This is a genomic window from Micromonospora sp. WMMD812 (assembly GCF_027497215.1).
Lineage (GTDB): Bacteria > Actinomycetota > Actinomycetes > Mycobacteriales > Micromonosporaceae > Micromonospora.
Window position 1 is genome coordinate 396,686 of the sequence record NZ_CP114904.1, and the last position, 21,779, is coordinate 418,464.

The window sequence follows — 21,779 nt, forward strand, 5'->3', positions numbered from 1 at the left end:
TTGGAGCTGAGTCGTTTACGTCATCAGACAGCCTCGTTCCCGTTGCTGCCGCTGCCGCTGCCGCTGCCGTGCGAGCCGCACTGCGCTGTGCCGTGCCCTCGCGCGGCGGCGCCGTTGGGGCCCTGCGGGCTGAGTCGTTCGTAGCATCAGCTCCAAAGCCTCCGAGCAGTTCGACTCCGCCGCCCGCGCCCGCCACCCGCTGTCCGCCGCCCGCGCCCGCCGTGCGCCGCCCGCGCCCGCCGTGCGCCGCCCGCGCCCGCCGTCCACCGCCCGCCGCCCGCGCCTGCCGCTCGTCGTCCGCCGCCCGTGCCGGGATTCGTGCGGTGGGCGTGTGGCCGAGGGCGCAGAACCTCCACAAAGGATATCCGGGATAAATAACAGTGTTATAGATCGATGTCTTGACGGCGTCGCAACGCCCCCGTAACACTCCAAGGAGAGCGCTCTCTCCGACCCCCGCGCCCCTCGGCGGCACCACCCCGGCGCCCGTGGTCGACCTCGTCCGTTTCCGTCTGGCCGGCGTCCGCAGCCCCTACCGACAGGCAACGTCATGACATCTCAGGCTTTATCCGTACGCCGGTCTCCGCGCCGGCGGCGACGCGTGCTCATCGGGCTCACCGTGGCCCTGGTCGCGGCGCTCAGTCCGGTCGGCGCGGTGCCGCCGGCGCAGGCCGCCCCCACCCTGCTGTCCCAGGGCCGCCCGGCCACCGCCTCGTCCACCGAGAACGCCGCTACCCCGGCGGCCGCCGCGGTCGACGGAAACACCGGGACCCGCTGGTCCAGCGCGTTCAGCGACCCGCAGTGGCTCCAGGTGGACCTCGGCGCCCGGGCCACGCTCAGCCAGGTGACCCTGGTCTGGGAGGGCGCCTTCGCCCGCGCGTTCCAGCTCCAGACCTCCGACGACGGTTCCACCTGGACCACGATCCACAGCACGACCACCGGCGCGGGTGGCACGCAGAACATCAGCGTCACCGGCGCCGGCCGCTACGTGCGGATGTACGGCACGGCGCGGGGCACGGGGTACGGCTACTCACTCTGGGAGTTCCAGGTCTACGGCGAGACCGGCGGCGGCACACCGACCTGCGGCAGTGGCAACGCCGCCCAGGGCCGGCCGGCCACCGCCTCCTCCACCGAGAACGCCACGCTGTCCGCCTCGGCCGCGGTGGACGGCAACACCGGCACCCGCTGGGCCAGCGCCGCGAGCGACCCGCAGTGGCTCCGGGTCGACCTGGGCAGCACGCAGTCGATCTGCCGCGTCGTGCTGAACTGGGAGGCCGCGTACGCCCGGTCCTTCCAGATCCAGACCTCCGCGGACGGCAACGCCTGGACCACCATCCACAGCACCACGACCGGCACCGGCGGCGTCCAGACCATCGACGTCACCGGGAGCGGCCGCTACCTCCGGGTGTACGGCACGGCGCGCGGCACCGCGTACGGCTACTCGCTCTGGGAGGTCCAGGTGAACACCACCGGCGGCGGGACCACCGATCCGGTGCCGCCGACCGATCCGCGCAACCCGAACTTCGGGCCGAACACCTTCGTCTTCGATCCGAGCACCCCGACGTCGACCATCCAGAGCCGGCTGAACACCCTCTTCACCCAGCAGGAGACCAACCAGTTCGGCCCGCAGCGGTACGCGGTGCTGTTCAAGCCCGGCACCTACACCGCCGACGTCAACCTCGGCTTCTTCACCCAGGTCGCCGGCCTCGGCATGAGCCCGGACGACGTGAACCTCAACGGGCACGTCCGGGTCGAGGCGTTCTGGATGGGCGGCAACGCCACCCAGAACTTCTGGCGCGCCGCCGAGAACCTGTCGGTGACCCTGCCGGCCGGGGTGACCGTCGAGCGGTGGGCGGTGTCGCAGGCGGCGCCGTACCGCCGGATGCACCTGCGCGGCGCGCAGAACCAGATCCAGCTCTGGAACGGCGGCGACGGCTGGTCCAGCGGCGGCCTGATGGCGGACACCCGGATCGACGGCCTCGTCGTCTCCGGCTCCCAGCAGCAGTGGTACTCGCGCAACAGCGAGTTCGGCAACGGCTGGACCGGCTCGGTGTGGAACATGGTCTTCCAGGGCGTCACCGGAGCCCCGCCGCCGCACTTCCCGAACCCGTCGCACACCGTGATCCCGCAGACCCCGCAGGTGCGGGAGAAGCCGTTCCTCTACGTCGACGGCACCGGCGAGTACCGGGTCTTCGTCCCGGCGTTGCGCGCCAACTCCGCGGGCACCAGCTGGTACGGCAAGACCCCGGCCGGGTCGTCCATCTCGCTGTCGCAGTTCTTCGTCGTCCAGCCCGGCACCAGCGCGGCCACCATCAACTCCGCCCTCGCCCAGGGCCGGCACCTGCTGTTCACCCCGGGCGTGCACCGCGTCACCGAGCCGATCCAGGTCAACCGCCCCGACACGGTGATCCTCGGTCTGGGCCTGGCCACCATCCAGGCCGACAACGGCGCCGTCGGCATGCGGGTCGCCGACGTGGACGGCGTGAAGGTCGCCGGCATCATGTTCGAGGCCGGCACGACGAACTCGCCGGTCCTCATGGAGGTCGGCCCGGCCGGCTCGTCGGCCAGCCACGCCGCGAACCCCACCTCGCTGCACGACGTGTTCTTCCGCATCGGCGGGCCGCACGTCGGCAAGGCCACCAACACGCTGACCGTCAACAGCGACAACGTGATCGGCGATCACATGTGGCTGTGGCGGGCCGACCACGCGGCCTCCGGCGTGCCCACCGGGTGGACGTTGAACACCGCCGACACCGGGCTGACGGTCAACGGCGACAACGTCACCATGTACGGCCTCTTCGTCGAGCACTACCAGAAGTACCAGACCGTCTGGAACGGCAACGGCGGCCGGACGTACTTCTACCAGAACGAGATGCCGTACGACCCACCGAACCAGGCCGCCTGGATGAACGGGGCCACCCGAGGGTACGCCGCGTACAAGGTGGGCGACGGGGTGACCAGCCACCAGGCGTGGGGCACCGGCAGCTACTGCTACTTCAACGTCAACCCGGCCGTGGTCGCCGAGCGTGCCTACGAGGTGCCGACCAACCCCAACGTGCGGTTCACCAACATGGTGACCGTCTCGCTCGGCGGTGTGGGCACCATCAACCGGGTGATCAACAACACCGGCGGCACCGCGAACGCCGCCAACCAGCAGGTGTACCTGACCACCTATCCGTAGCGAACGAGCACGAGGACGGGCCCGGCCGGACCGGCCGGGCCCGTCCTCGAGCCGCGGGTCACCGGGCCAGCGGGTGACGCGCGTTGCCGATCGCGTCGCGCCGACCCCACCGCCCGGGGATGTCGAGCAGCTCGATCCGGCCGAACCGGGCCGGCAGCGCCGGCGACACCACCAGCTCGTCCCCGTACGGCTCCAGCCCGAGCAGGACCCGCAGGAGCAGGAAGGCGGTGCCGGTCGCGACGGCGTGCGGGCTGTTGGCCGTGGGGAACCGGACCGGGTAGCGGGTGAGGTCACGGTCGTAGCCGGCGAAGGCCTCGGGCAGGCGGCCGTCGAAGTAGTGGGCGGCCCCGATGATGCCCTCGGCGATCGCGCCGGCCTCCCGGACGTAGCCGTAGCGGCGCAGCCCCCAGGCGATGAGGGAGTTGTCGAACGGCCAGACCGCGCCGACGTGGTAGCCGAGCGGGTTGTAGCGGCCTTCCCCCTTCGCCAGGGTGCGTACGCCCCAGCCGGAGAACAGGCCGGGGCCGAGCAGGTGCGCGGCGACGGAGTCGGCGCGGGACTCCTCGACGATGCCGCTCCACAGCAGGTGCCCGATGTTGGAGGAGAGGGCGTCGACCCGGCGTCCGTCGGGCTCCACGGCGAGAGCGAAGTACTCGCCGTCGTCGATCCAGAAGTCGCGGTTGAAGCGGTCCTTGAGGTTGGCGGCCTCCCGTTCGAGCCGGTCGGCGTAGTCCGGGTCGTTCCAGAACGCCCGGGCCAGCCGGGCGCCCCGCACCTTCGCGTCGTACGCGTAGCCCTGCAGCTCGCAGGTGGCCCGGGGTAGGCCGGGCAGCCTGCCGTCACGGTAGGAGATGGCGTCCCAGCTGTCCTTCCAGCACTGGTTCACCAGGCCCGAGCGCTCGTTGCGGCTCTGGTACCAGAGGTACCCGTCGCCCATGATGTCGCCGTACTCGTCGATCCACGTCAACGCCGCCCGGGCCTGTTCCTCGAGTTCCCGCACCAGCGCGGCGTCCCCGGTCCACCGTTCGTACTCGTCCAGGAGGATCACGTAGAGCGGCGTCGCGTCCGCGTTGCCGTAGTACGGCGACTCCGGCCGTTCCTCGAACGCGGCCAGCTCGCCGTAGCGGAACTGGCGCACGATCTTGCCCGGCTCCTCGTCCCGGAAGTCGTCGAGCACGGCGCCCTGGTTGATCCCGAGCAGGCGCAGCGTGGCGACCGCGAGCTCCGGGGCGACGGGCAGGGACTGGAGACTGCAGAGGATGCTGTCGCGCCCGGTGATGGTCGCCGCCCACGGAAGGCCCGCCGCCGGCATCGCCTCGTCCGGCAGCGCGAGCGGCGAGAACCGCAGGCCGGCCAGGTCGACCAGGCTCCGCCGGTAGGTCCGTTCCATCGTGTCCCAGCCGCACGTCAGCGACGGCGCCTTGGCCATCCACCGGTCGAGGTCGTGCTGGAGCTGCTCCGCCGACCGGGTGCGGCGCGGACGCAGGTGCGCCCGCGCCTCCTCGCCGTCCGGGCGGAGCACCAGTCCGTCCACCTGCAGCAGCGTCGACCAGCGCCCGTGCGGCCCGATCCGCACCTCGTACGTCAGCCCGTGCTCGTCGATCCGGGCGGGCTCGCTGGTGGCGATCGTCGTCTCCCGGCGGAACTTCTCCCGGTGGTAGCCGAGCCGCAGCCGCTGCTCCTCCACCCGCCGGTAGACCCGCCCGGGCCGCTCGATGGGCTCGGCGATGATCGCGTACACCGGCGCGAAGTCGCTGTCGACGGCGAGTCGGACGGTGAAGTCGACCGCCTTCCCGGCGTGGTTCAGGACGGTCAGCCGCTCCTCGAAGCCGGCGCCGGCGATGCAGCGTTCCCGGATGACCGACACCTTGGCGTCCACGTAGTGGGTGGGCGACCCCGGCACCAGGAAGAACCGCATCCGGAAGTAGTGGGGCTCGTCGATCGCCAGGGCGTTCAGCTGCTCGCCGTTGATCGTGAGCAGCCACTCCGACAGGTAGCGGGTGTCGAACTCGAAGAACCCGCACACGGTGTCCGCCTCGATGTCGCCGCTGCGGTCGCTCAAGACGAAGTTGTTGCCGTCCAGGATCCGGACGAGATCGTCCTCCGTCATGCCGGCTCCCGCCCGGGTGCCATCGACCGCGGGTGCCGCGCCCCGGGCGGGGGCGGGAAGAGCCGCTCCAGCAGGACGATGTGCTTGAACTGCCCTTCGCTGGTGATGTCGTTGCGGAGCCACGCCGACAGCGGCTTGGCCTCCCCGCGCGCCATCCGCTCGAAGAACGCCGTGTCGGTCCGGACCACCGTGTCCGCCTCGTGCTTTCCCCGGGACACCTGGACGGCGCCACCGCGGATCACCACCAGCCAGTGGTCGACGCCGTTGTCGTGTTCGAGGTCGAAGCGGATGGTCCCACTGGTCCGGCGCAGCAGGCGTTCGTGCCCGTGGCGGCCGAGTTCGTCGAAGAACCTCGTCGTCGCGTCGGACATGCACCACCTCCTGCGCGTTCGCCGGCCATCAGGCAGCATCCCCCGGCGCACGCTACCGGGGCATCACCCCGTGAGGGTGAAAAACGCTGGTCACGACCTGCCGGAGGAGCGGGAACGCGCCGCTCGCGTGGTCCGTGCCCACCGGGTGCCCTTCGCCCGGATCGCCGGCCGCCCCGCGACGTCCGTACCCGGCGGCCGCGGCGGTCGGGCATACGACTCCGCCGGCCGGCCAGGTGAAGATCGCGCGGCAGGTGCGCTGGCATCGACGGTCCTATACTGGGCGCACCGGTCGTGGAACCCGTGAGCGGAGGCGGGCGTGCCACTCTTCTTCCTGAGCTACGCCCAAGACGACAACCGCAGCGGTCAGGTGCAGGAGTTCTTCGGCGATCTCAGTGAGGCGGTGGCCGGGCTGGCCGGGGTCGGCTGGCACGAGGCGGGATTCATCGACGGTCAGATGCTGCTCGGCACCACCTGGTCGCACGACCTGGCCGACGCGCTCTCCACCAGCTCCTGCCTGATCGCGCTGACCTCGCCGCGCTACGTGGTCAGTGACTACTGTGGACGGGAGTTCCGCGTCTTCGCCGACCGGGTCGACGAGCATGAGCGGCAGTTCCACCTGCGCCCGCCGGCGCTGGTGCCGATCCGGTGGATCCCGTGCGACCGGCTGCCGTCGGTGATCGGCCAGTTCCAGTACCGGAACTTCCCGACCGGCTCCGTCTACGCCCAGGACGGCCTGCTCACCCTGAAGCAGCGCCGCCGCCACCAGGACGAGTACCAGGACTTCGTCGACGCCCTGGCGCGACACATCGTGCACACCGCGCGCGACCACGCCCTGCCCCGTCCGGCGCAGCGACCGGTGCTGGCCAAGGTGACCAGTGCCTTCGGCGAGCCGGCGCGGTCCGAGACGGGGGCGGGCCCGGCGGCGGCCGCCCCCACGCCCCGCGCGACCAGCGCCCGGCACGTCTACTTCGTCCTGGCCGCCGGCAGCTCCGCGGAGCTGGTCGGCAGCCGCCCCGGCACCGAGGAGCGCTACGGCGCGGTGTCCCGCGACTGGCGGCCGTACCAGCCGGAGGTGGACGCCCCGATCGGCAGCTGGGCCGGCGCCATCGCCACCACCAAGAGCTACGGCTGGACGGTGGAGGACGCGGTCGACCTGGCCGCCGTGCGCGACTGGGCCCGCGCGCACAACCAGATCGTCGTGCTGGTGGTGGACGTCTGGTCCGCCGACCTGCCGCGCTACCAGCTCAGCCTGGTGGGCTACGACCGGGAGGTCGAGTCGATCGCGCCGGTGCTGGTGCCGTGGACGGCCGCCGACGACGCCGCGGCGGGCGGCAACCGGCGGATGTGGGACACCCTCGCCCGGGTGCTGCCGCACCACGTGCTCCGCAACGACCGCGAGGTGTGGCGCACCGAGATCCCGACCTCCGCCCGGTTCCAGGAGGAGCTGGAGGGCGTGCTCGTGGTGGCGCAGGGCCGGATCTACCGCACGGGCACGGTCTACCAGGAGCCGACCTCCGACGGCCCCGGGCAACGCCCGATCCTCGAAGGTCCCTAGGGGAGGCAGGCCAATGGCGGGAACCGAGGCGGCACGCGGCCAGATCGTCACGTTCTACTCCTACAAGGGCGGGACCGGGCGGACGATGGCGCTGGCCAACGTGGCCTGGATCCTGGCCAGCCAGGGCCTGCAGGTGCTGGTGGTCGACTGGGACCTGGAGTCGCCCGGTCTGCACCGCTACTTCCACCCGTTCCTGCGGGACAAGGAGCTGCGGGCCACCCCGGGCGTGATCGAGATGATCTGGGACTACTCGATCGCCACGATGCAGCGCAACCGGGACGACGACTCCCCGGAGCTGCTCGCCGGGCACGCCAAGATCCAGCGGCGGGCGGTCTCGTTGAACTGGGAGTTCAGCCACGGCGGCGTGATCGACTTCGTGGCCGCCGGCCAGCAGGACTCGGCGTACTCCCGGCTGGTGAGCACGTTCGACTGGGCCAACTTCTACGAGCGGCAGGGCGGCGCGACCTTCATCGACGCCGTCCGCGCCCAGATGCGCGGCGAGTACGACGTCGTCCTCATCGACAGCCGCACCGGCCTCAGCGACGTGGCCGGCATCTGCACCGTGCAGCTGCCGGACATCGTCGTCAACTGCTTCACGATGTCCACCCAGAGCATCCGCGGCGCGGCGGCGGTCGCCCGCTCCATCCGGTCCCAGCGCCCGGAGGATCCGCCGCTGCTGCTGCCCGTGCCCATGCGCGTCGAGGACGCCGAGCTGCGCAAGCTGGAGACCGGCCGGGACCTGGTACGCGCCGAGTTCGCCCCGTTCCTCGACCACCTCTCCGACGCCGCCGCCGCGCGCTACTGGAACACCATCGAGGTGCCGTACCGGACCTTCTACGCCTACGAGGAGATCCTCGCCGCGTTCGGTGACCGCCCCGAGCAGGGCGGCACCCTGCTCGCCGCCTACGAGCAGCTCACCTCCGTGATCACCGCCGGGCGGGTGACCCGGATCGAACCGATGCCGGACGAGGACCGGCGGCGCTCCCTGGCCGAGTTCGAACGGTCCCGGCTCACCGCCGAGCAGAGCGTGCTGATCGCGTACGCCGCGGTGGACCGGCTCTGGGCGGAGTGGATCGGCGACCAGCTGGAGGAGGCCGGGCTGCGGGTCGACCGGCGCGCGGTGGACCTGCCGCTGCGCTCCGGCGGGCGGGCCGAGTTCGACCGGGCGATGGCGTCGGCGAGCCGGGTGCTGGTGGTGCTGACCCGGCACTTCGCGGCCACGCCGCTCGCCGCCGACACGTGGAAGCTCGCCACCGGCCGGGACCAGGTCGCCGGCGGCGGCGTGCTGGTGCCGCTGCGGGTCGACGAGTCGCGGCTGACGGTCCCGTACAGCGACCGGGTGCCGGTCGACCTGACCGACGTGGACCCCTCGACGGCCCGCATCCGGCTGCTGGAGGCTTCCGGCGCGCCGGCGGTCGCCGCCGCCGGCCGGGCGGTCGGCCGGTTCCCGGGCCCGTTCCCCACGGTGTGGAACGTTCGCCAGCACGGCACCCCGTTCGTCGGGCGGGCCGCGCAGCTCGAGGCGCTGCGCGACCGGTTGACCGCGTCCCCCGACGCGGGGATGCAGGTGATCCACGGCCTGGGCGGCGTCGGCAAGACCCAACTCGCCGCCGAGTACGCGCTCCGGTTCGCCCGCGACTACGACCTCGTCTGGTGGATCCCGGCGGACAGCGAGGAGCGGGTCCGCGGTGGCCTCGCCGACCTGGCCGAGGCGATGGGCCTGGGCGCCGGCGGCGGCGGCGAGGCGATCCGCCGGGTGCTCGACGGGCTGCGCCGGGGCGGCTCCGACCGCCGCTGGCTGATCGTGCTGGACAACGCCGACGAGCCCACCCGCGCGATCCGGGCGCTGATCCCGCAGGGCCCGGGGCACGTGCTGCTCACCACCCGCGACCAGAGCTGGAGCGAGCACGCCACCGCGACCGAGCTGACCGTGTTCGACCGGGCCGAGAGCATGCAGTTGCTGCGCGACCGGGTCCGCGGCCTCACCGACGACGAGGCCACCCAGGTGGCCGAGAAGCTCGGCGACCTGCCACTCGCCGTCGAGCAGGGCGCCGCGTACCTGCGGGCCACCGCGCTGCCGGTCGAGCAGTACCTCGCCTCGCTGGACACGCCCGGCCTGCTCCGCATCCTGGAGGGGCGGCAGTCCGCCGGATACTCCAAGGCGCTCGCCGCGACCTGGCTGGTGACGCTCGGCCAGCTGCGCCGGGAGAAGCCCGCCGCCGCGCGCCTGCTGGAACTCTGCTCGTTCTACGCGCCGGAGCCGATCCCGGTCGCGATGCTCACCGGCGAGCGGTTCGCTGCCTTCATGGCCCCGTTCGACCCGACGCTGACCGACCCGATCCTCCAGGGTCTGGTCACCGGCGAGCTGGGCCGGTACGGGCTGGCGCAGGTGGACGCGGAGAACAACACCGTCCGCATCCACCGGCTGGTGCAGCTGGTCATCCAGGATCAGCTGGACGATCGGGAGGACGCCCGGCGGCAGGCCCAGCTGCTGCTCGCCGCGGCGAGCCCGCGGGACCCGGACAAGCCGGCCAACTGGCCCCGGTACGCCGAGCTGTGGCCGCACGTGCGCCCGTCCGGCCTGCACGCCTCGGCCGCCGACGAGGCCCGGCAACTGGTCGCCGACACCGTCCGCTACCTCTACCGGCGCGGCGACTACGAGACCAGCCGGGCGCTCGCCGAGGACGCGCTGGCCAACTGGCGGGACACCGACGAGGACGACCCGACCACCCTGCGGATGCGCTTCCACCTCGCCAACGTGCTGCGCGCGCAGAGCCACTTCGACCTGGCCTACGCCATCGACCAGGACATCTACGAACGGCAGCGGCGGATCTTCGGGGAGGACCACCTCTACACCCTGATGACCGCGCGCAGCCTCGGCGCCGACCTGCGCGCGCAGGGCCGCTACCACGAGGCGGAGGCGCAGGACCGGCGCACGCTGGAGCTGAGCATCCGCAGCTTCGGCGACGACAGCGGGCGCACCCTCATCGCGGAGAACAACCTGGCGGTGTCCCTGCGGCTGGTCGGCGACTTCCGCGGCGCCGTGCAGCTCGACCAGCACATCCACGAGCGCCGCCGGGACCGGTTCGGCGAGGAGGACCCGTCCACCCTCGCCTCGGCCAGCAACTACGGGCGGGGGCTGCGGGACACCGGCGAGCTGTGGCGCTCACACTCCGTGCTGCACCGCACGTACGCGTCCCAGCAGAAGGTCAACGGGCCGGACCACCCGGAGACCCTTCGTACCGCCAAGGACCTGGCGCTCACCCTGCGTCAGCTCGGCCGGTTCGCCGACGCGCACCGGCTGATCGAGCGGACCGTGGTGCGCTACCAGCGGACCCTGGGCAGCGACCACGCCGACACCCTCTCCGCCGAGATGGCGCTCGCGACCACGTGGTCGGCCGTGGGCGACAACCAGACCGCGGTCCGGATGGCCCGCCGGCTGCGCGACGGCTACAACGAGGTGCTCGGCGAGTCGCACGCGATCACCCTCGCCTGCGTCAACAACCTCGGCGTGCTGCTGCGCAAGCAGGGCGACCACCTCCAGGCCCGGGACCTCGCCCAGCGGGTCCGCGACCAGATGCTGGCCAGCCTCGGCGAGCGGCACCCGCACACGCTGCTGGCCACGCTCAACCTCGCCAACGACCTGTACGCCCTCGGCGAGCGGGACGCCGCGCTGCTGCTGGACACCACCGCGTACGTGGAGCTGACCCGGGCGCTCGGCGCCGACCACCCCGACACCCTCTCCGCCTCGGTCAACCTGGCACTGAGCCGGATGGGCACCGAGAGCGAGGCGGACGCCGGGCGGGCCCTCTACGACGAGGCGTACGGGCAGCTGGTGCAGTTGTTCGGCGGGGACAACCCGCGGGTGGTGCAGGCCCGCCAGAAGGAGCGCGCCAACGCGTACATCGAGCCGGCGCTGCTCTGACGTCTCGCGGTGCCGCCGTCCCCGGTCGGCGGTCTCCGCTAGCCGGACAGCCAGGTGGCCAGCGCGAGCGGGTCGGCGCCGGGCAGCGCCCCGCAGAGGGCACGTGCCAGGTCGGGGCGGCCGGTGAGCGCCCGGGCGGCGGGCTGTCCGGTCCGCCGCGCCGCGAGGACGAGGCCGACCCAGGCGTCCGCGTCGTCGGGTTCGGCGGTCAGCCGCCGCCGGTATCCGGCCAACGCGGTCGCCGGATCGCCGGCCGCGTACGCCCGGTCGCTCGGGTCCGGGTCGGACGGTTCCGCCGGGGCGCCGAGCAGCCGGCGCCGGACCGCCGCCTCCGGACCGGTCTCGGTGGCCAGCGCCGGGCGGGCCGGGGCTGCGGTGACGGTCGCTGCCGGGCCGCCCGCCGGTCGGGGCCGGCCCCGACGCCAGGCCCCGGCCAGCCGGTCCACCTCGTCGGGGTCCGGCGTGAGGTTGGCCAGCGCCCAGCGCACCGCGCCGCCGTCGGCCACGTCCTCGACGGCCGCCTCGATCCGGCCGTCGACGGGGGAGTCGGCCGGATCCCGCCAGCGGCGCAGGGTGGCGGCCATGCCGGCGACGAAGGCGTGCCCGGCCTCGGTCAGCTCGGCGCCGCCGGTCAGCTGGGCGGTCGCCCGCACGGTCTGCTCCCGCCAGTACGCGTACTCGAAGGCGGCGGCGACGCTCTCGTGCCGCCGGCTGCGCCACACCTCGGCGACACCCAGGTGCGCGTACGCGCCCTGGAGCAACGCGCCGGCCGGTCGCGGGTCGAGCCGCCACGGCGCCCGGTAGCGGGCCGGCCCGGCGGCGGCGTGCAGGGGCAGCAGGTCGAGCAGCGCGCCGAGCTTGGTGTGCTGGAGCTCGTGCACCAGCAGCAGCGCGAGGGTGCGCGGGTCGGCCGGCACGGAGAGCGCGATGGCGCCCAGCGCGTCCCGGCTGGTGGCGCTGACCGGGTTTCCCGACGACGGCGGGTCCAGCGGCACCAGCGAGCGCAGCAGCGCGCCCAACCCGTCGACGTGCGCCGGGAGGTGGTGGGCCACCCACTCCCACGCCTGGCCGGTCAGCCGGTCGAGTCGGGCCGCCGCCGCGTCGTCCAGTCGGGCCGCCGGCGGCCGGTGGTACCGGTGCCGCCACGGGTCCAGGTCGTCGACCAGCAGCTCCGGCCCCGTCGCGGGGAGCGTGATCCGCCGTGCCGGCAACCAGTCGCCGCCCACGTCCGCCTGGATCGACAGGGTGCCGGCCGTGCCCCGGACGGTCGCCGTGCCCGGGATGAGCCCGGCCGTGCCGCCGATGGTGGGCAGCAGCAGCGTGCCGTCGGGGCAGGGCACGGTCAGCTCGAACGGCAGCCCGGCTCGGGTGGCCGCGGCCGCGGCGAGGGCGGCCAGGTAGCCGGCGTCGGCGTTGCCGTCGAGGGCGGCACGGGCCCAGCCGGTGACCGGCGGGTGGGCCAGCACGGCGGCCACCGCCGCCGGGTCGGCCCGCTCGGCGCGGGTGAGCAGGTCCAGGCTCCGCCGTGCCAGCGTCTGGTCGGCGGCGGCCCGGGCGGCGGCGACGGTCAGCAGCCGGCGCCGGCCGAGTTGCCCGCCGCGCAGCACGTCCAGGGTGGCCGGGTCGCCGTGACCACCGGCCAGCGCGGCGAGCTGCGTGGGCGAGAGCACGGCCACCGCGTTACCGCCCGGCGGGCAGGCGCACCGGAGGCATGCCGGCCACCGCCGGGCGGCCGGTCGCGGCCCGGCCCGCCGGCGCTGCGGCGCTCCCGCCCGTCCCCGCGCCGCTCGGCCCCGCGCCGCTCGGCCCCGCGCCGCCCGACCGCGTGCCGTCGGGGGCGGCGATCCGGTGGCGGACCGCGTCGAGGTCGGCCGCCACCACGGACCGCACGTGCCGGATCAGCCGGTACAGGTCCGGGCAGTACACCGACGGGTGGGCGAAGCCGGCGCCGGCGCGGAAGCGGTGCGCGTACAGGCCGCCGCCGCAGGCGCTGACCACCGGGCAGCTCCGGCAGGCCGGGGCGAGCGCGGCGGGGCCGGTCGGTCGGCCCGCGAGGGACGGGTGGCGCAGCGCCTCGTCCAGGGAGTGCCGGAAGACGTCGTATCCGGTGCGCATCGACGCCTCGGCGGTGGTCTTCAGCGTGTCGGTGCCTTCGATGGTGCCGTCGGTCTCGACGGTCATCACGTCCGGCTCGCCGCCGCCGAGCGCCTGCGTGCCGCTGCGCCCGCCGAGCACCAGTGCGATCAGCGACTCGAACAGTCGGATTCCGGTCCGCCGCGGCGTCTCCCGGTACCAGCGGTCGAAGACCGCGACGAGCCAGTCCCCGTACGGGGTGTCGGTGCCGCCGGGGCGGCGCCCGGGCGGGGGCTGGGACCAGTTGCCGTGGGGCAGCAGCAGGTCCAGCCGGGGTGGGGTGAACTCCAGCAGGCTGTCGTAGACCCGGACGGGGTCGTTGGCCAGGTCGACCGTGCAGAGCAGGCCGGCGTACCGGGCGCGGTGCTCGGGGCGGGCGAGCAACCGGAGCGCGGCGGCCACCTCGGCGTGGCTGCCCCGGCCGTCCGGGTGGCGGCGGTGCCGGTCGTTGGCGTCCCGGTCGCCGTCCAGGCTGACCCCGACGTCGATCTCGTGCTCGTGGAACAGCGCGAGGAACCGCTCGTCGAGCAGCACCCCGTTGGTCTGCACCGCGAAGTCCAGGGTGGTGCCGGTGGGCATCGCGGCGCGCAGCGTCCGCACCGTCCGGTCGATCACCGGTACGCCGGCCAGCAGGGGCTCGCCGCCGTGCAGCACGACCCGGACCCGCCCGGTGCGGTGCCGTGTGACGTGGGCGGCCAGCCGGTCAGCGACCCGGTCCACCGTGCCCGGCCCGATCAGCCGGGGCCGCTCGCGCCAGCCCTGGTCGGCGTGCCGGTAGACGTAACAGTGGTCGCAGGCCAGGTTGCAGCGGCCGTGCAGCTTCAGCACGAGTTGGCGTACGCGGGGCTCGGGCCCGCCGAGCGGCGGCGCGTCGGCGGCGCGTTCAGGGTCGCGCCGGGTGGCCGACGGCGGCGCGTCGGCGGGCATGGTCAGAAGCTCGACTCGAAGGCCGACACGTCACCGGGCCGGCCCGGGTCGTCGCCGGTGGCGAGGGTGGCCAGCACGTGGGCGAGCACGCCGTCACCGGCACCGGCCAGCAGCTCCACCAGCGGTACGTCGCCGAGTTGCACCAGAGCGGCGCCGGGGCTCACCGGCGCGGAAAGCTGGTCGTGGTCAGCCACCGTGGACCGTCCCGCGGTCGGACGTCCGCACGTGCGTCACCGCTGCGCTCACTCCGCCTTTCTACACCATCGCGGCCGGCCCGGACGGCTCGACACCGCACCCCTGACGGCCCGGCCGGAAGGTGTTCATCCGGCGTGCGTACGCGGCCGCCCAGGGCCGGCTCGGAGCGCGTGAGCAGCGCCGGGAGAAATTGTCCACCGGGCCTGTCGATTCCGGCCGGCGACGTTCGTGTGGAGGATGAGAGGCCGGCGAGGAGCCGGCCGCGCGTGAGGAGGCTCCATGGCGCAGTACCTGCTCAGCATCTACCAGCCGGCGGGCGAGGGGCTGCCCGAGCCGGAGTTCCTGGACCGGGTGATGCGCGACCTCGGGACGATCCGGGACGAGCTGGCGGCCGCGGGGTCGTGGGTCTTCGGGCAGGGCCTGCACGCGCCGGAGACGGCCACCGTGCTGCGCCCCCGCGACGGCGAGGTGCTGGTCACCGACGGGCCGTTCGTCGAGGGGAAGGAGTACCTCGGCGGGTTCACCATCGTCGACGTGCCGGACCTCGACGCGGCGCTGGCGTGGGGCCGCCGGTACGCGCTGGCCACCACCCTGCCCATCGAGGTGCGCCCGTTCCAGGGCTGAGCATGGGCGACCGCGAGCCGGCCGACGTGGCCACGGTGTTCCGCGCGGAGTACGGACGCGCGGTCGCCGTGCTGACCCGCCTCCTCGGCGACCTCGACCTCGCCGAGGAGGCGGTGCAGGACGCGTTCACCGTCGCGCTGGCACGGTGGCCGGAGACCGGGGCGCCGCCCAGTCCGGCCGGCTGGATCATCACCACCGCCCGCAACCGGGCGGTGGACCGGCTGCGCCGCGAGGCGTCCCGGGCCGCCCGCCACGCCCAGGCGGCGCTCCTGCGCGCCCCGGACACGGCCACGGAGGAGGGACCGGTGCGCGACGACCGGCTGCGTCTCATCTTCACCTGTTGCCATCCCGCGCTCGCCCCGGCGGCCCGGGTGGCGCTGACGCTGCGGCTGCTCGGCGGGTTGAGCACCGCCGAGATCGCCCACGCGTTCCTGGTGCCCGAGCCGACCATGGCGCAGCGGTTGGTCCGGGCCAAGGCCAAGATCCGGGCGGCCCGGATCCCGTACCGGGTGCCGCGCGACGCGGACCTGCCGCAGCGGCTGCACGGGGTGCTCGCCGTGCTGTACCTGATCTTCACCGAGGGCCACACCGCCAGTTCGGGCGGGACGCTGGTCCGCGACGACCTCTGCGCGGAGGCGATCCGGCTGGCCCGGCTGCTGGTCGAGCTGATGCCGGACGAGCCGGAGGCGCTCGGGCTGCTCGCCCTGATGCTGCTCACCGAGGCGCGGCGGGCGGCGCGTACGACCGCCGGGGGCGACCTGGTGCCGTTGCCGGCGCAGGACCGCGGCCGCTGGGACGCGGTGCTGGTCGCCGAGGGGCAGGCGCTGGTCCGGCGGTGCCTGCGACGCGACCGGCCCGGCCCGTACCAGGTCCAGGCCGCGATCGCCGCGGTGCACAGCGACGCGGCGGATGTCGCGGACACCGACTGGGGTCAGATCCTCCAGCTGTACGACCAGCTGATGGTGCTCGCCCCCGGCCCGGTCGTGGCGCTGAACCGGGCGGTCGCGCTCGCCGAGGTCGCCGGCCCGGCGGCCGCGCTGGCCGCCGTGGAGCCCCTCGACCTGGCCGGCTATCACGTCTTCCATGCGATACGGGGTGACCTGCTGGCCCGGCTCGGGCGGGCGGGTGAGGCCGCCGACGCGTACCGGACGGCCGCCGCCCGGACGCAGAACGCGGCCGAGCGGGCCTTCCTGAGCGCCCGGGGCGACGCGCTGGCGTAGCCGCGGGCGGTGGGACCGGGCGCCGGTGAGCCGGGGGCCCGGCGGAGCGGCGTTTGCGGGTCGGGGCGTCGGGAACGCGGGTGTCGCCGGCAGTGCGGCGCCCGGCGCGCCGCCCGACGAAACGGACGCCGAACGCATGACGTACCGGCCGACTGTCGCCACCGCGGTGCCCGACCTGACCATGCTGACGCTGGGCGTGGAGGAGGAGTACCTGCTGCTCGACCCGGACACGGGCGAGAACCTGCCGGTCGCCGACCAGGTGTTGACCGCGCTGCGCGGGTCGGCCCGCGACCAGAGCCGGCAGGAGTTCCGGCACAGCATGGTCGAGATGGTCACCCCGGTCACCGCCGACCTGGCCGAGCTGCGCGCGCAGTTGGTCACCCTGCGCCGCTCCGCGGCGGACGCGGCCGAGGCCGCCGGGGCCCGGCTGGTGGCGGTGGGGGCGACGCCGCTGCACGAGCCGCACCGGACGGTGCCGGACAAGCCGCGATATCACGCCATGTCCCGGCGGTACGGGCCGGTCGCGCACGATCCGGCCGTCTGCGGCTGTCACGTGCACGTCGGGGTGCCCGACCGCGAACTGGCCGTGCAGGTCTGCAACCACCTGCGGCCGTGGCTGCCGGTGGTGCAGGCGATCACCACCAACTCGCCGCTGCACGACGGCGTGGACACCGGGCACGCCAGCTGGCGGGGGATGCAGCTGGAACGCTGGCCGAGCATCGGCCCGACGCCGTACTTCGGGTCGGCGGCGGAGTACGACCGGACGGTCGACGAGCTGATCGCCGCCGGCGTCATGCTCGACGCCGCGATGGTCTACTGGTACGCCCGGCCGTCCGCGTCGTACCCGACGGTGGAGATCCGGGTCGGCGACGTCTGCCCGACCGTGGACGACGCGGTGCTGGTCGCCGCCCTGGCGCGGGCCCTGGTGGCCACGGTGCTCGACGACGCACGGGCCGGTGTGCCCGCCGCACCCGTGCGGGACTGCCTCGTCTCGGCCGCGCACTGGCGGGCCGCCCACGACGGCCTGGACGGTGAGCTGATCGACCTGCGGGCCGGCGGCGCCCGGCCGGCCTGGGCGCTGGTCGACGAGCTGTTCGCCATGGTCACGCCGGCGCTGGACCGGCACGGCGACCTGGCGTACGCGATCGGGCAGCTGTCCCGGCTGCGCCGGGAGGGCACCGGCGCAACCCGGCAACGCCGCGTCCTCGACCGCACCGATGACCTGCGCGCCGTCGTCGACCACCTCGCCGCCGCGACCGTCGCCACCTGACCAGGGTCAGCGGATGCCGTGTGACTGGAGCCAGAGTTCCAGCAGGCCGAGCTGCCAGAGCTTGTTGCTGCCCGCCGCCGCCTCGGCCTGATCCGGCTCGGCGAGCAGCCGCGCCACGTACTCCGGGCGGAACAACCCGCGCTCGTGGGCGGCCGGCGCCCGCAACGCCTCGGTGACCAGTTCGCGGACCGGACCGTCCACGTTGCGCAGCGCGGGCACCGGAAAATAGCCCTTGGGGCGGTCGACCACGTCGGCGGAAAGCACCTCCCGCGCGACCTCCTTGAGCACCCTCTTGCCGCCCTGTCCGACCTTGTGCTCCGGCGGGCAGCGGGCCGCGAGGGTTACCAGGTCCTGGTCCAGGAAGGGTGTGCGCACCTCCAGACCCCAGGCCATGCTCATGCTGTCCACCCGCTTGACGGGGTCGTCGGGAAGCATCAGGTGGGTGTCCAGTCGCAGCACCGCGTCCAGCGCGGTGTCCGCGCCCGCAGCGGCGAGGTGCGCGTCCAGCAGGTCCCGGCTGGCGTCGTGGTCGAGCACGTAGGCCGGGTCGACCACCCGGTTCAGCTCGGCGTGGTCCCGGTCGAAGAACGCCGCGGCGAACTGCGCCGCGGCGGCGTCGCGGGGTATCCGCGTCAGCGGCTGGTGATAGCCGTAGCCGGCGAAGACCTCGTCGGCGCCCTGCCCGGACTGGGCCACCTTGACGTGCCGGGCCACCTGCTCGGAGAGCAGATGGAACCCGACCACGTCGTGGCTGCCCATGGGCTCGGTCATGGCCAGCACGGTGCGGCGCAACGCCGGCACCAGGTCGTCGTCGGTGAGGTGGATGCGCTGGTGGTCGGTGTCGAAGGTGCGCGCGACGAGGTCCGAGTAGTGGAACTCGTCGCCGGACTCGTCGCCTCGGCTGTCGAAGCCGATGCTGAACGTGCGCAGGTGCTCCTGCCCGGCCTCGGCGAGCAGCGCCACGATGAGGCTGGAGTCCAGGCCGCCGGAGAGCAGGACGCCGACGGGGACGTCGGCGACGAGCCGCCGGCGTACGGCCGTGCGCAGCGCGTCCCCGACGGCCGCCTGCCAGTCCCGGGCGTCCAGGGCCGCGTCGGCCGGCTCCCGGACGTAGTCCGGCCGCCAGTACACCTCGTCGCGGCTGCGCCCGTCGGCCTCCACGATCCGCACGGTGGCCGGCGGCAGCTTGCGTACGCCGCGCAGAATGGTCCGCGGCGCCGGCACGATCGAGTGCCAGGAGAGGTAGTGGTGCAGGGCGACGGGGTCGATGCTTGTGTCCACGTCACCGGCGCGCAGCAGCGCCGGGAGGCTGGAGGCGAACCGGAGCCGGCCGGGGGACTCGGCGAGGTAGAGCGGCTTGATGCCGAGCCGGTCGCGGGCCAGCACGAGCCGCCGCCGGGCCCGATCGACCAGTCCGATAGCGAACATGCCGACCAGGTGGTCGACGAACCGCTCGCCCCACCGGGCGTACGCCACGAGGATCACCTCGGTGTCGCTGGTGGAGTGGAAGGTGTACCCGGCGTCGCGTAGCTCCTCGCGCAGTTGCGGGTAGTTGTAGACGCAGCCGTTGAACACGAGGGCGAGGCCGAGGTCGGTGCGCACCATCGGCTGGGCGCCGGCGTCGGAGAGGTCGATGATCGTCAGCCGGCGGTGCCCGAGGGTGATCCAGTCGTCGTTCCACAGCCCTTCGCCGTCCGGGCCCCGGGAGCGCAGCGCCTCGGTCATGCGGGTGACCGCCGCGGCGTCCGGCCTCGATCCGTCGAAGCGTGCCTCCCCGGTGATGCCGCACATCAGCGGAGGTCACCGGGCTCAGGGGTCAGCAGAGGCACCGCGCAACCCTCCTGTCACCCGGGCGGTCGCCCGGTGGCATCGGTCCCGTCGATCGGACGGGCGGCACGGCTACCCGCGGCGGCGGTGACCAAACCCGGGCCGGGCGCCGGCGTCAGCCGCGCAGGGTACGCAGGATCCGGGCGAGCTGGTCGCGGTCGGCCGGGTCGAGGTGGGCGAAGAACCGGTCCGCCTCGGCCTGCCGCGCGGCCCGGATGGCGGCGCCGGTGCGGGTGCCCTCGGCGGTGAGCGCGACCAGGGTGGCCCGGCGGTCGTTCGGGTCGGGCCGCCGCTCGACCAGGCCTCGGGCCTGCAGGTCGTCGACGACCTCGGTGGCGGAGCGGGGCGCGATGCGCAGGTGCTCGGCGAGCGCGCCGGGCCGCAGCACGCCGTGCCGGGTCAGGGCGGCGAGCGCGCGGGCCTGGCTGGGGGTGACGTCCCAGGGCGCCAGGGCGTCGCGGGTGCGGTGCCGCAGCCGGCGGGCCACCCCCCAGAACGCCTCGGCCAGGGTCTCGTCGTCGCCGTCCGCCTCGGTCACGGGAATACCGTAGCAGCAGGTACGGTTGTTCCCTCATGATGAGGCAACCTCAGCAATTCCCCCGACGAAGGTAGGTACCCCTCTTGGATTCCACCCCCACCGGCCGCGACCGCGGCCCCCGCACCGTCAGCGCCGCGGAGAAGGCGCAGGCCCGGCAGGTGTCGCTGCGGCGCGTCGCCGGGTTGTTCACCCCGCACCGCGGCGCGCTCGGCGCCGTGACCGCGATCATCGTGGCCTCCTCGGTCATCGCGATGGCCTCGCCGTTCCTGCTCCGCCACGTGATCGACGAGGCCCTGCCGGAACGCGACCTGACCCTGTTGATCTGGCTGGTCGTCGGCATGGTCGCGGTGGCCGCCGTCACCGCCGTCCTCGGCGTGGTGCAGACCTGGATCTCCACCCGGGTCGGCCAGCAGGTGATGCACCGGCTGCGCACCGACGTGTTCAGCCACCTCCAGCGCCAGTCGCTGGGCTTCTTCACCCGCACCCGCACCGGCGAGGTGCAGTCCCGCATCACCAACGACATCGGCGGCATGCAGTCGGTGGTCACCTCCACGGCCACCGGCGTGGCGTCCAACCTGACCACCGTGGTCGCCACCGCGGCCGCCATGGTGGCGCTGTCGTGGCGGCTCTCGCTGGTCTCGCTGCTCGTCCTCCCGCCCGCGATCTGGCTGACCCGCCGGGTCGCCCACCTGCGCCGGGAGATCACCGCCCGACGCCAGCGGGAACTCGCCGACCTCAACGTCACCGTGGAGGAGGGGCTGTCGGTCAGCGGTGTGCAGCTGGCCAAGACGCTCGGCACCGGGCCGGCGCTGATCGAGCGGTTCACCGCCTCCTCGGCCCGCCTGGTCGACCTGGAGCTGCGCAGCGAGCTCGCCGGCCGCTGGCGGATGGCCTCGATGACCATCGTCTTCGCCGCCATTCCGGCGGTCATCTACCTCAGCGCCGGGCTGCCCGGCACCGCGGGCACGCTGAGCATCGGCACCCTGGTCGCCTTCACCGCGCTCCAGGGCGGGCTGTTCCGCCCGCTGATGGGCCTGCTCAACGTGGGTGTCTCGCTGACCGCGTCGCTGGCGCTCTTCGCGCGGATCTTCGAGTACCTGGACCTCCCGGTCGAGGTGGCCGACCCCGCCGAGCCGGTCCGGCTCGACCCGCGCACGGTCCGCGGCGAGGTACGCCTGGAGGAGGTCACCTTCAGCTACCCGGGCAGCGACACCGCCGCGGTCGCGGGGGTGTCCCTGGACGTGCCCGCCGGCACCGGCCTGGCGCTGGTCGGCGAGACCGGCTCCGGCAAGAGCACCCTCGCCGCGCTGGTCAGCCGGCTGCACGACCCGAGCAGCGGCCGGGTCACCATCGACGGCGTCGACCTGCGTGACCTGCGCCTGGCCGACCTGGCGGCGATCGTCGGCGTGGTCAGCCAGGAGACCTACCTGCTGCACACCACCGTGCGGGAGAACCTGCGCTACGCCCGGCCGGACGCTACCGACGCGGAGATCGAGGCCGCGGCCCGCGCCGCCCGGATCCACGACCTGATCGCCGGCCTGCCCGACGGGTACGACACGGTGGTCGGCTCCCGGGGCCACCGGTTCTCCGGCGGCGAGAAGCAGCGGCTTGCCATCGCCCGCACCCTGCTGCGCGACCCGCGCGTGCTGATCCTCGACGAGGCGACGAGCGCCCTGGACACCGAGACCGAACGGGCCGTGCAGCGGGCCTTCGACACGCTCGCCGAGGGGCGGACCACGATCACCATCGCGCACCGGCTCTCCACCGTGCGCGACGCCGACCAGATCGCGGTGCTCGACCACGGCAGGATCGTGGAGAGCGGCACCCACGACGGTCTGATGGACCGCAACGGCCGGTACGCCACCCTGGCCGCCTGACCGGTCGTCGCGCTCACCGGACGACCGAA

The 21,779-nt window shown here is 73.9% G+C and carries 14 protein-coding genes; 7 read left to right on the forward strand and 7 right to left on the reverse strand.

Annotated elements, in window-relative coordinates:
* Positions 1-547: 547 nt before the first annotated feature.
* Positions 548-3,178, forward strand: a complete 2,631-nt coding sequence (locus tag O7603_RS01745; RefSeq protein WP_281573901.1) for a discoidin domain-containing protein — start codon at positions 548-550, stop codon at positions 3,176-3,178.
* A 58-nt stretch (positions 3,179-3,236) separates the two neighbouring features.
* Here O7603_RS01745 and O7603_RS01750 read toward each other — a convergent pair whose 3' ends face one another.
* Positions 3,237-5,288 carry a glycogen debranching N-terminal domain-containing protein gene (locus tag O7603_RS01750; protein ID WP_281573902.1) on the reverse strand — a complete coding sequence of 684 codons (2,052 nt, stop codon included), beginning with the start codon at positions 5,286-5,288 and terminating at the stop codon, positions 3,237-3,239.
* A complete protein-coding gene (locus tag O7603_RS01755; RefSeq protein WP_281573903.1) occupies positions 5,285-5,659 on the reverse strand; it encodes an SCP2 sterol-binding domain-containing protein in 375 nt (124 codons plus the stop codon). Before O7603_RS01755 ends, O7603_RS01750 begins: the two co-directional genes overlap by 4 nt.
* Before the next feature lie 316 nt (positions 5,660-5,975).
* Here O7603_RS01755 and O7603_RS01760 point away from each other — a divergent pair, with 316 nt between their 5' ends.
* Positions 5,976-7,214 (forward strand): TIR-like protein FxsC, encoded by a 1,239-nt coding sequence (locus O7603_RS01760; RefSeq protein ID WP_281573904.1) that lies wholly within the window; start codon positions 5,976-5,978, stop codon positions 7,212-7,214.
* Positions 7,215-7,227: 13 nt separating this feature from the next.
* On the forward strand, positions 7,228-11,139 hold the full coding sequence (fxsT, locus tag O7603_RS01765) for an FxSxx-COOH system tetratricopeptide repeat protein (RefSeq protein ID WP_281573905.1): 3,912 nt from the start codon (positions 7,228-7,230) through the stop codon (positions 11,137-11,139).
* 38 nt (positions 11,140-11,177) lie between these two features.
* On the opposite strand, the gene O7603_RS01770 is transcribed toward fxsT, so the two are convergent.
* Genes O7603_RS01770 through fxsA form a run of 3 tightly spaced genes read right to left on the reverse strand, consistent with a single transcriptional unit; the run spans position 11,178 to position 14,393 of the window.
* Positions 11,178-12,809, reverse strand: a complete 1,632-nt coding sequence (locus O7603_RS01770; RefSeq protein WP_281573906.1) for an HEXXH motif-containing putative peptide modification protein — start codon at positions 12,807-12,809, stop codon at positions 11,178-11,180.
* Between the two features lie 10 nt (positions 12,810-12,819).
* Positions 12,820-14,199, reverse strand: a complete 1,380-nt coding sequence (locus O7603_RS01775) for an FxsB family cyclophane-forming radical SAM/SPASM peptide maturase (RefSeq protein ID WP_281573907.1) — start codon at positions 14,197-14,199, stop codon at positions 12,820-12,822.
* A 2-nt stretch (positions 14,200-14,201) separates the two neighbouring features.
* Positions 14,202-14,393, reverse strand: coding sequence for an FxSxx-COOH cyclophane-containing RiPP peptide (gene fxsA, locus O7603_RS01780; RefSeq protein WP_281573908.1), 192 nt, complete (start codon positions 14,391-14,393; stop codon positions 14,202-14,204).
* Positions 14,394-14,673: 280 nt separating this feature from the next.
* On the opposite strand from fxsA, the gene O7603_RS01785 reads away from it, so the two are divergent.
* The 3 genes from O7603_RS01785 (at position 14,674) to O7603_RS01795 (ending at position 17,508) form a co-directional block, all read left to right on the forward strand.
* Positions 14,674-15,018 carry a YciI family protein gene (locus O7603_RS01785; RefSeq protein WP_281573909.1) on the forward strand — a complete coding sequence of 115 codons (345 nt, stop codon included), beginning with the start codon at positions 14,674-14,676 and terminating at the stop codon, positions 15,016-15,018.
* Positions 15,019-15,020: 2 nt separating this feature from the next.
* Entirely contained in the window at positions 15,021-16,238 is a 1,218-nt protein-coding gene (locus O7603_RS01790) for a sigma-70 family RNA polymerase sigma factor (RefSeq protein ID WP_281573910.1), read from the forward strand.
* A gap of 136 nt (positions 16,239-16,374) precedes the next feature.
* The gene (locus tag O7603_RS01795) at positions 16,375-17,508 is read left to right on the forward strand and encodes a glutamate--cysteine ligase (protein WP_281573911.1); all 1,134 of its coding nucleotides are present in this window, start codon (positions 16,375-16,377) and stop codon (positions 17,506-17,508) included.
* A 6-nt stretch (positions 17,509-17,514) separates the two neighbouring features.
* On the opposite strand, the gene O7603_RS01800 is transcribed toward O7603_RS01795, so the two are convergent.
* Together O7603_RS01800 and O7603_RS01805 are read right to left on the reverse strand one after the other, a co-directional pair.
* Positions 17,515-19,299 (reverse strand): N-acetylglutaminylglutamine amidotransferase, encoded by a 1,785-nt coding sequence (locus O7603_RS01800; protein WP_281573912.1) that lies wholly within the window; start codon positions 19,297-19,299, stop codon positions 17,515-17,517.
* A gap of 151 nt (positions 19,300-19,450) precedes the next feature.
* Positions 19,451-19,873, reverse strand: coding sequence for a MarR family transcriptional regulator (locus tag O7603_RS01805; protein WP_281573913.1), 423 nt, complete (start codon positions 19,871-19,873; stop codon positions 19,451-19,453).
* Between the two features lie 83 nt (positions 19,874-19,956).
* Between O7603_RS01805 and O7603_RS01810 the strand changes: the two genes are divergently transcribed.
* Entirely contained in the window at positions 19,957-21,750 is a 1,794-nt protein-coding gene (locus O7603_RS01810) for an ABC transporter ATP-binding protein (RefSeq protein WP_281573914.1), read from the forward strand.
* Positions 21,751-21,779 lie beyond the last annotated feature (29 nt).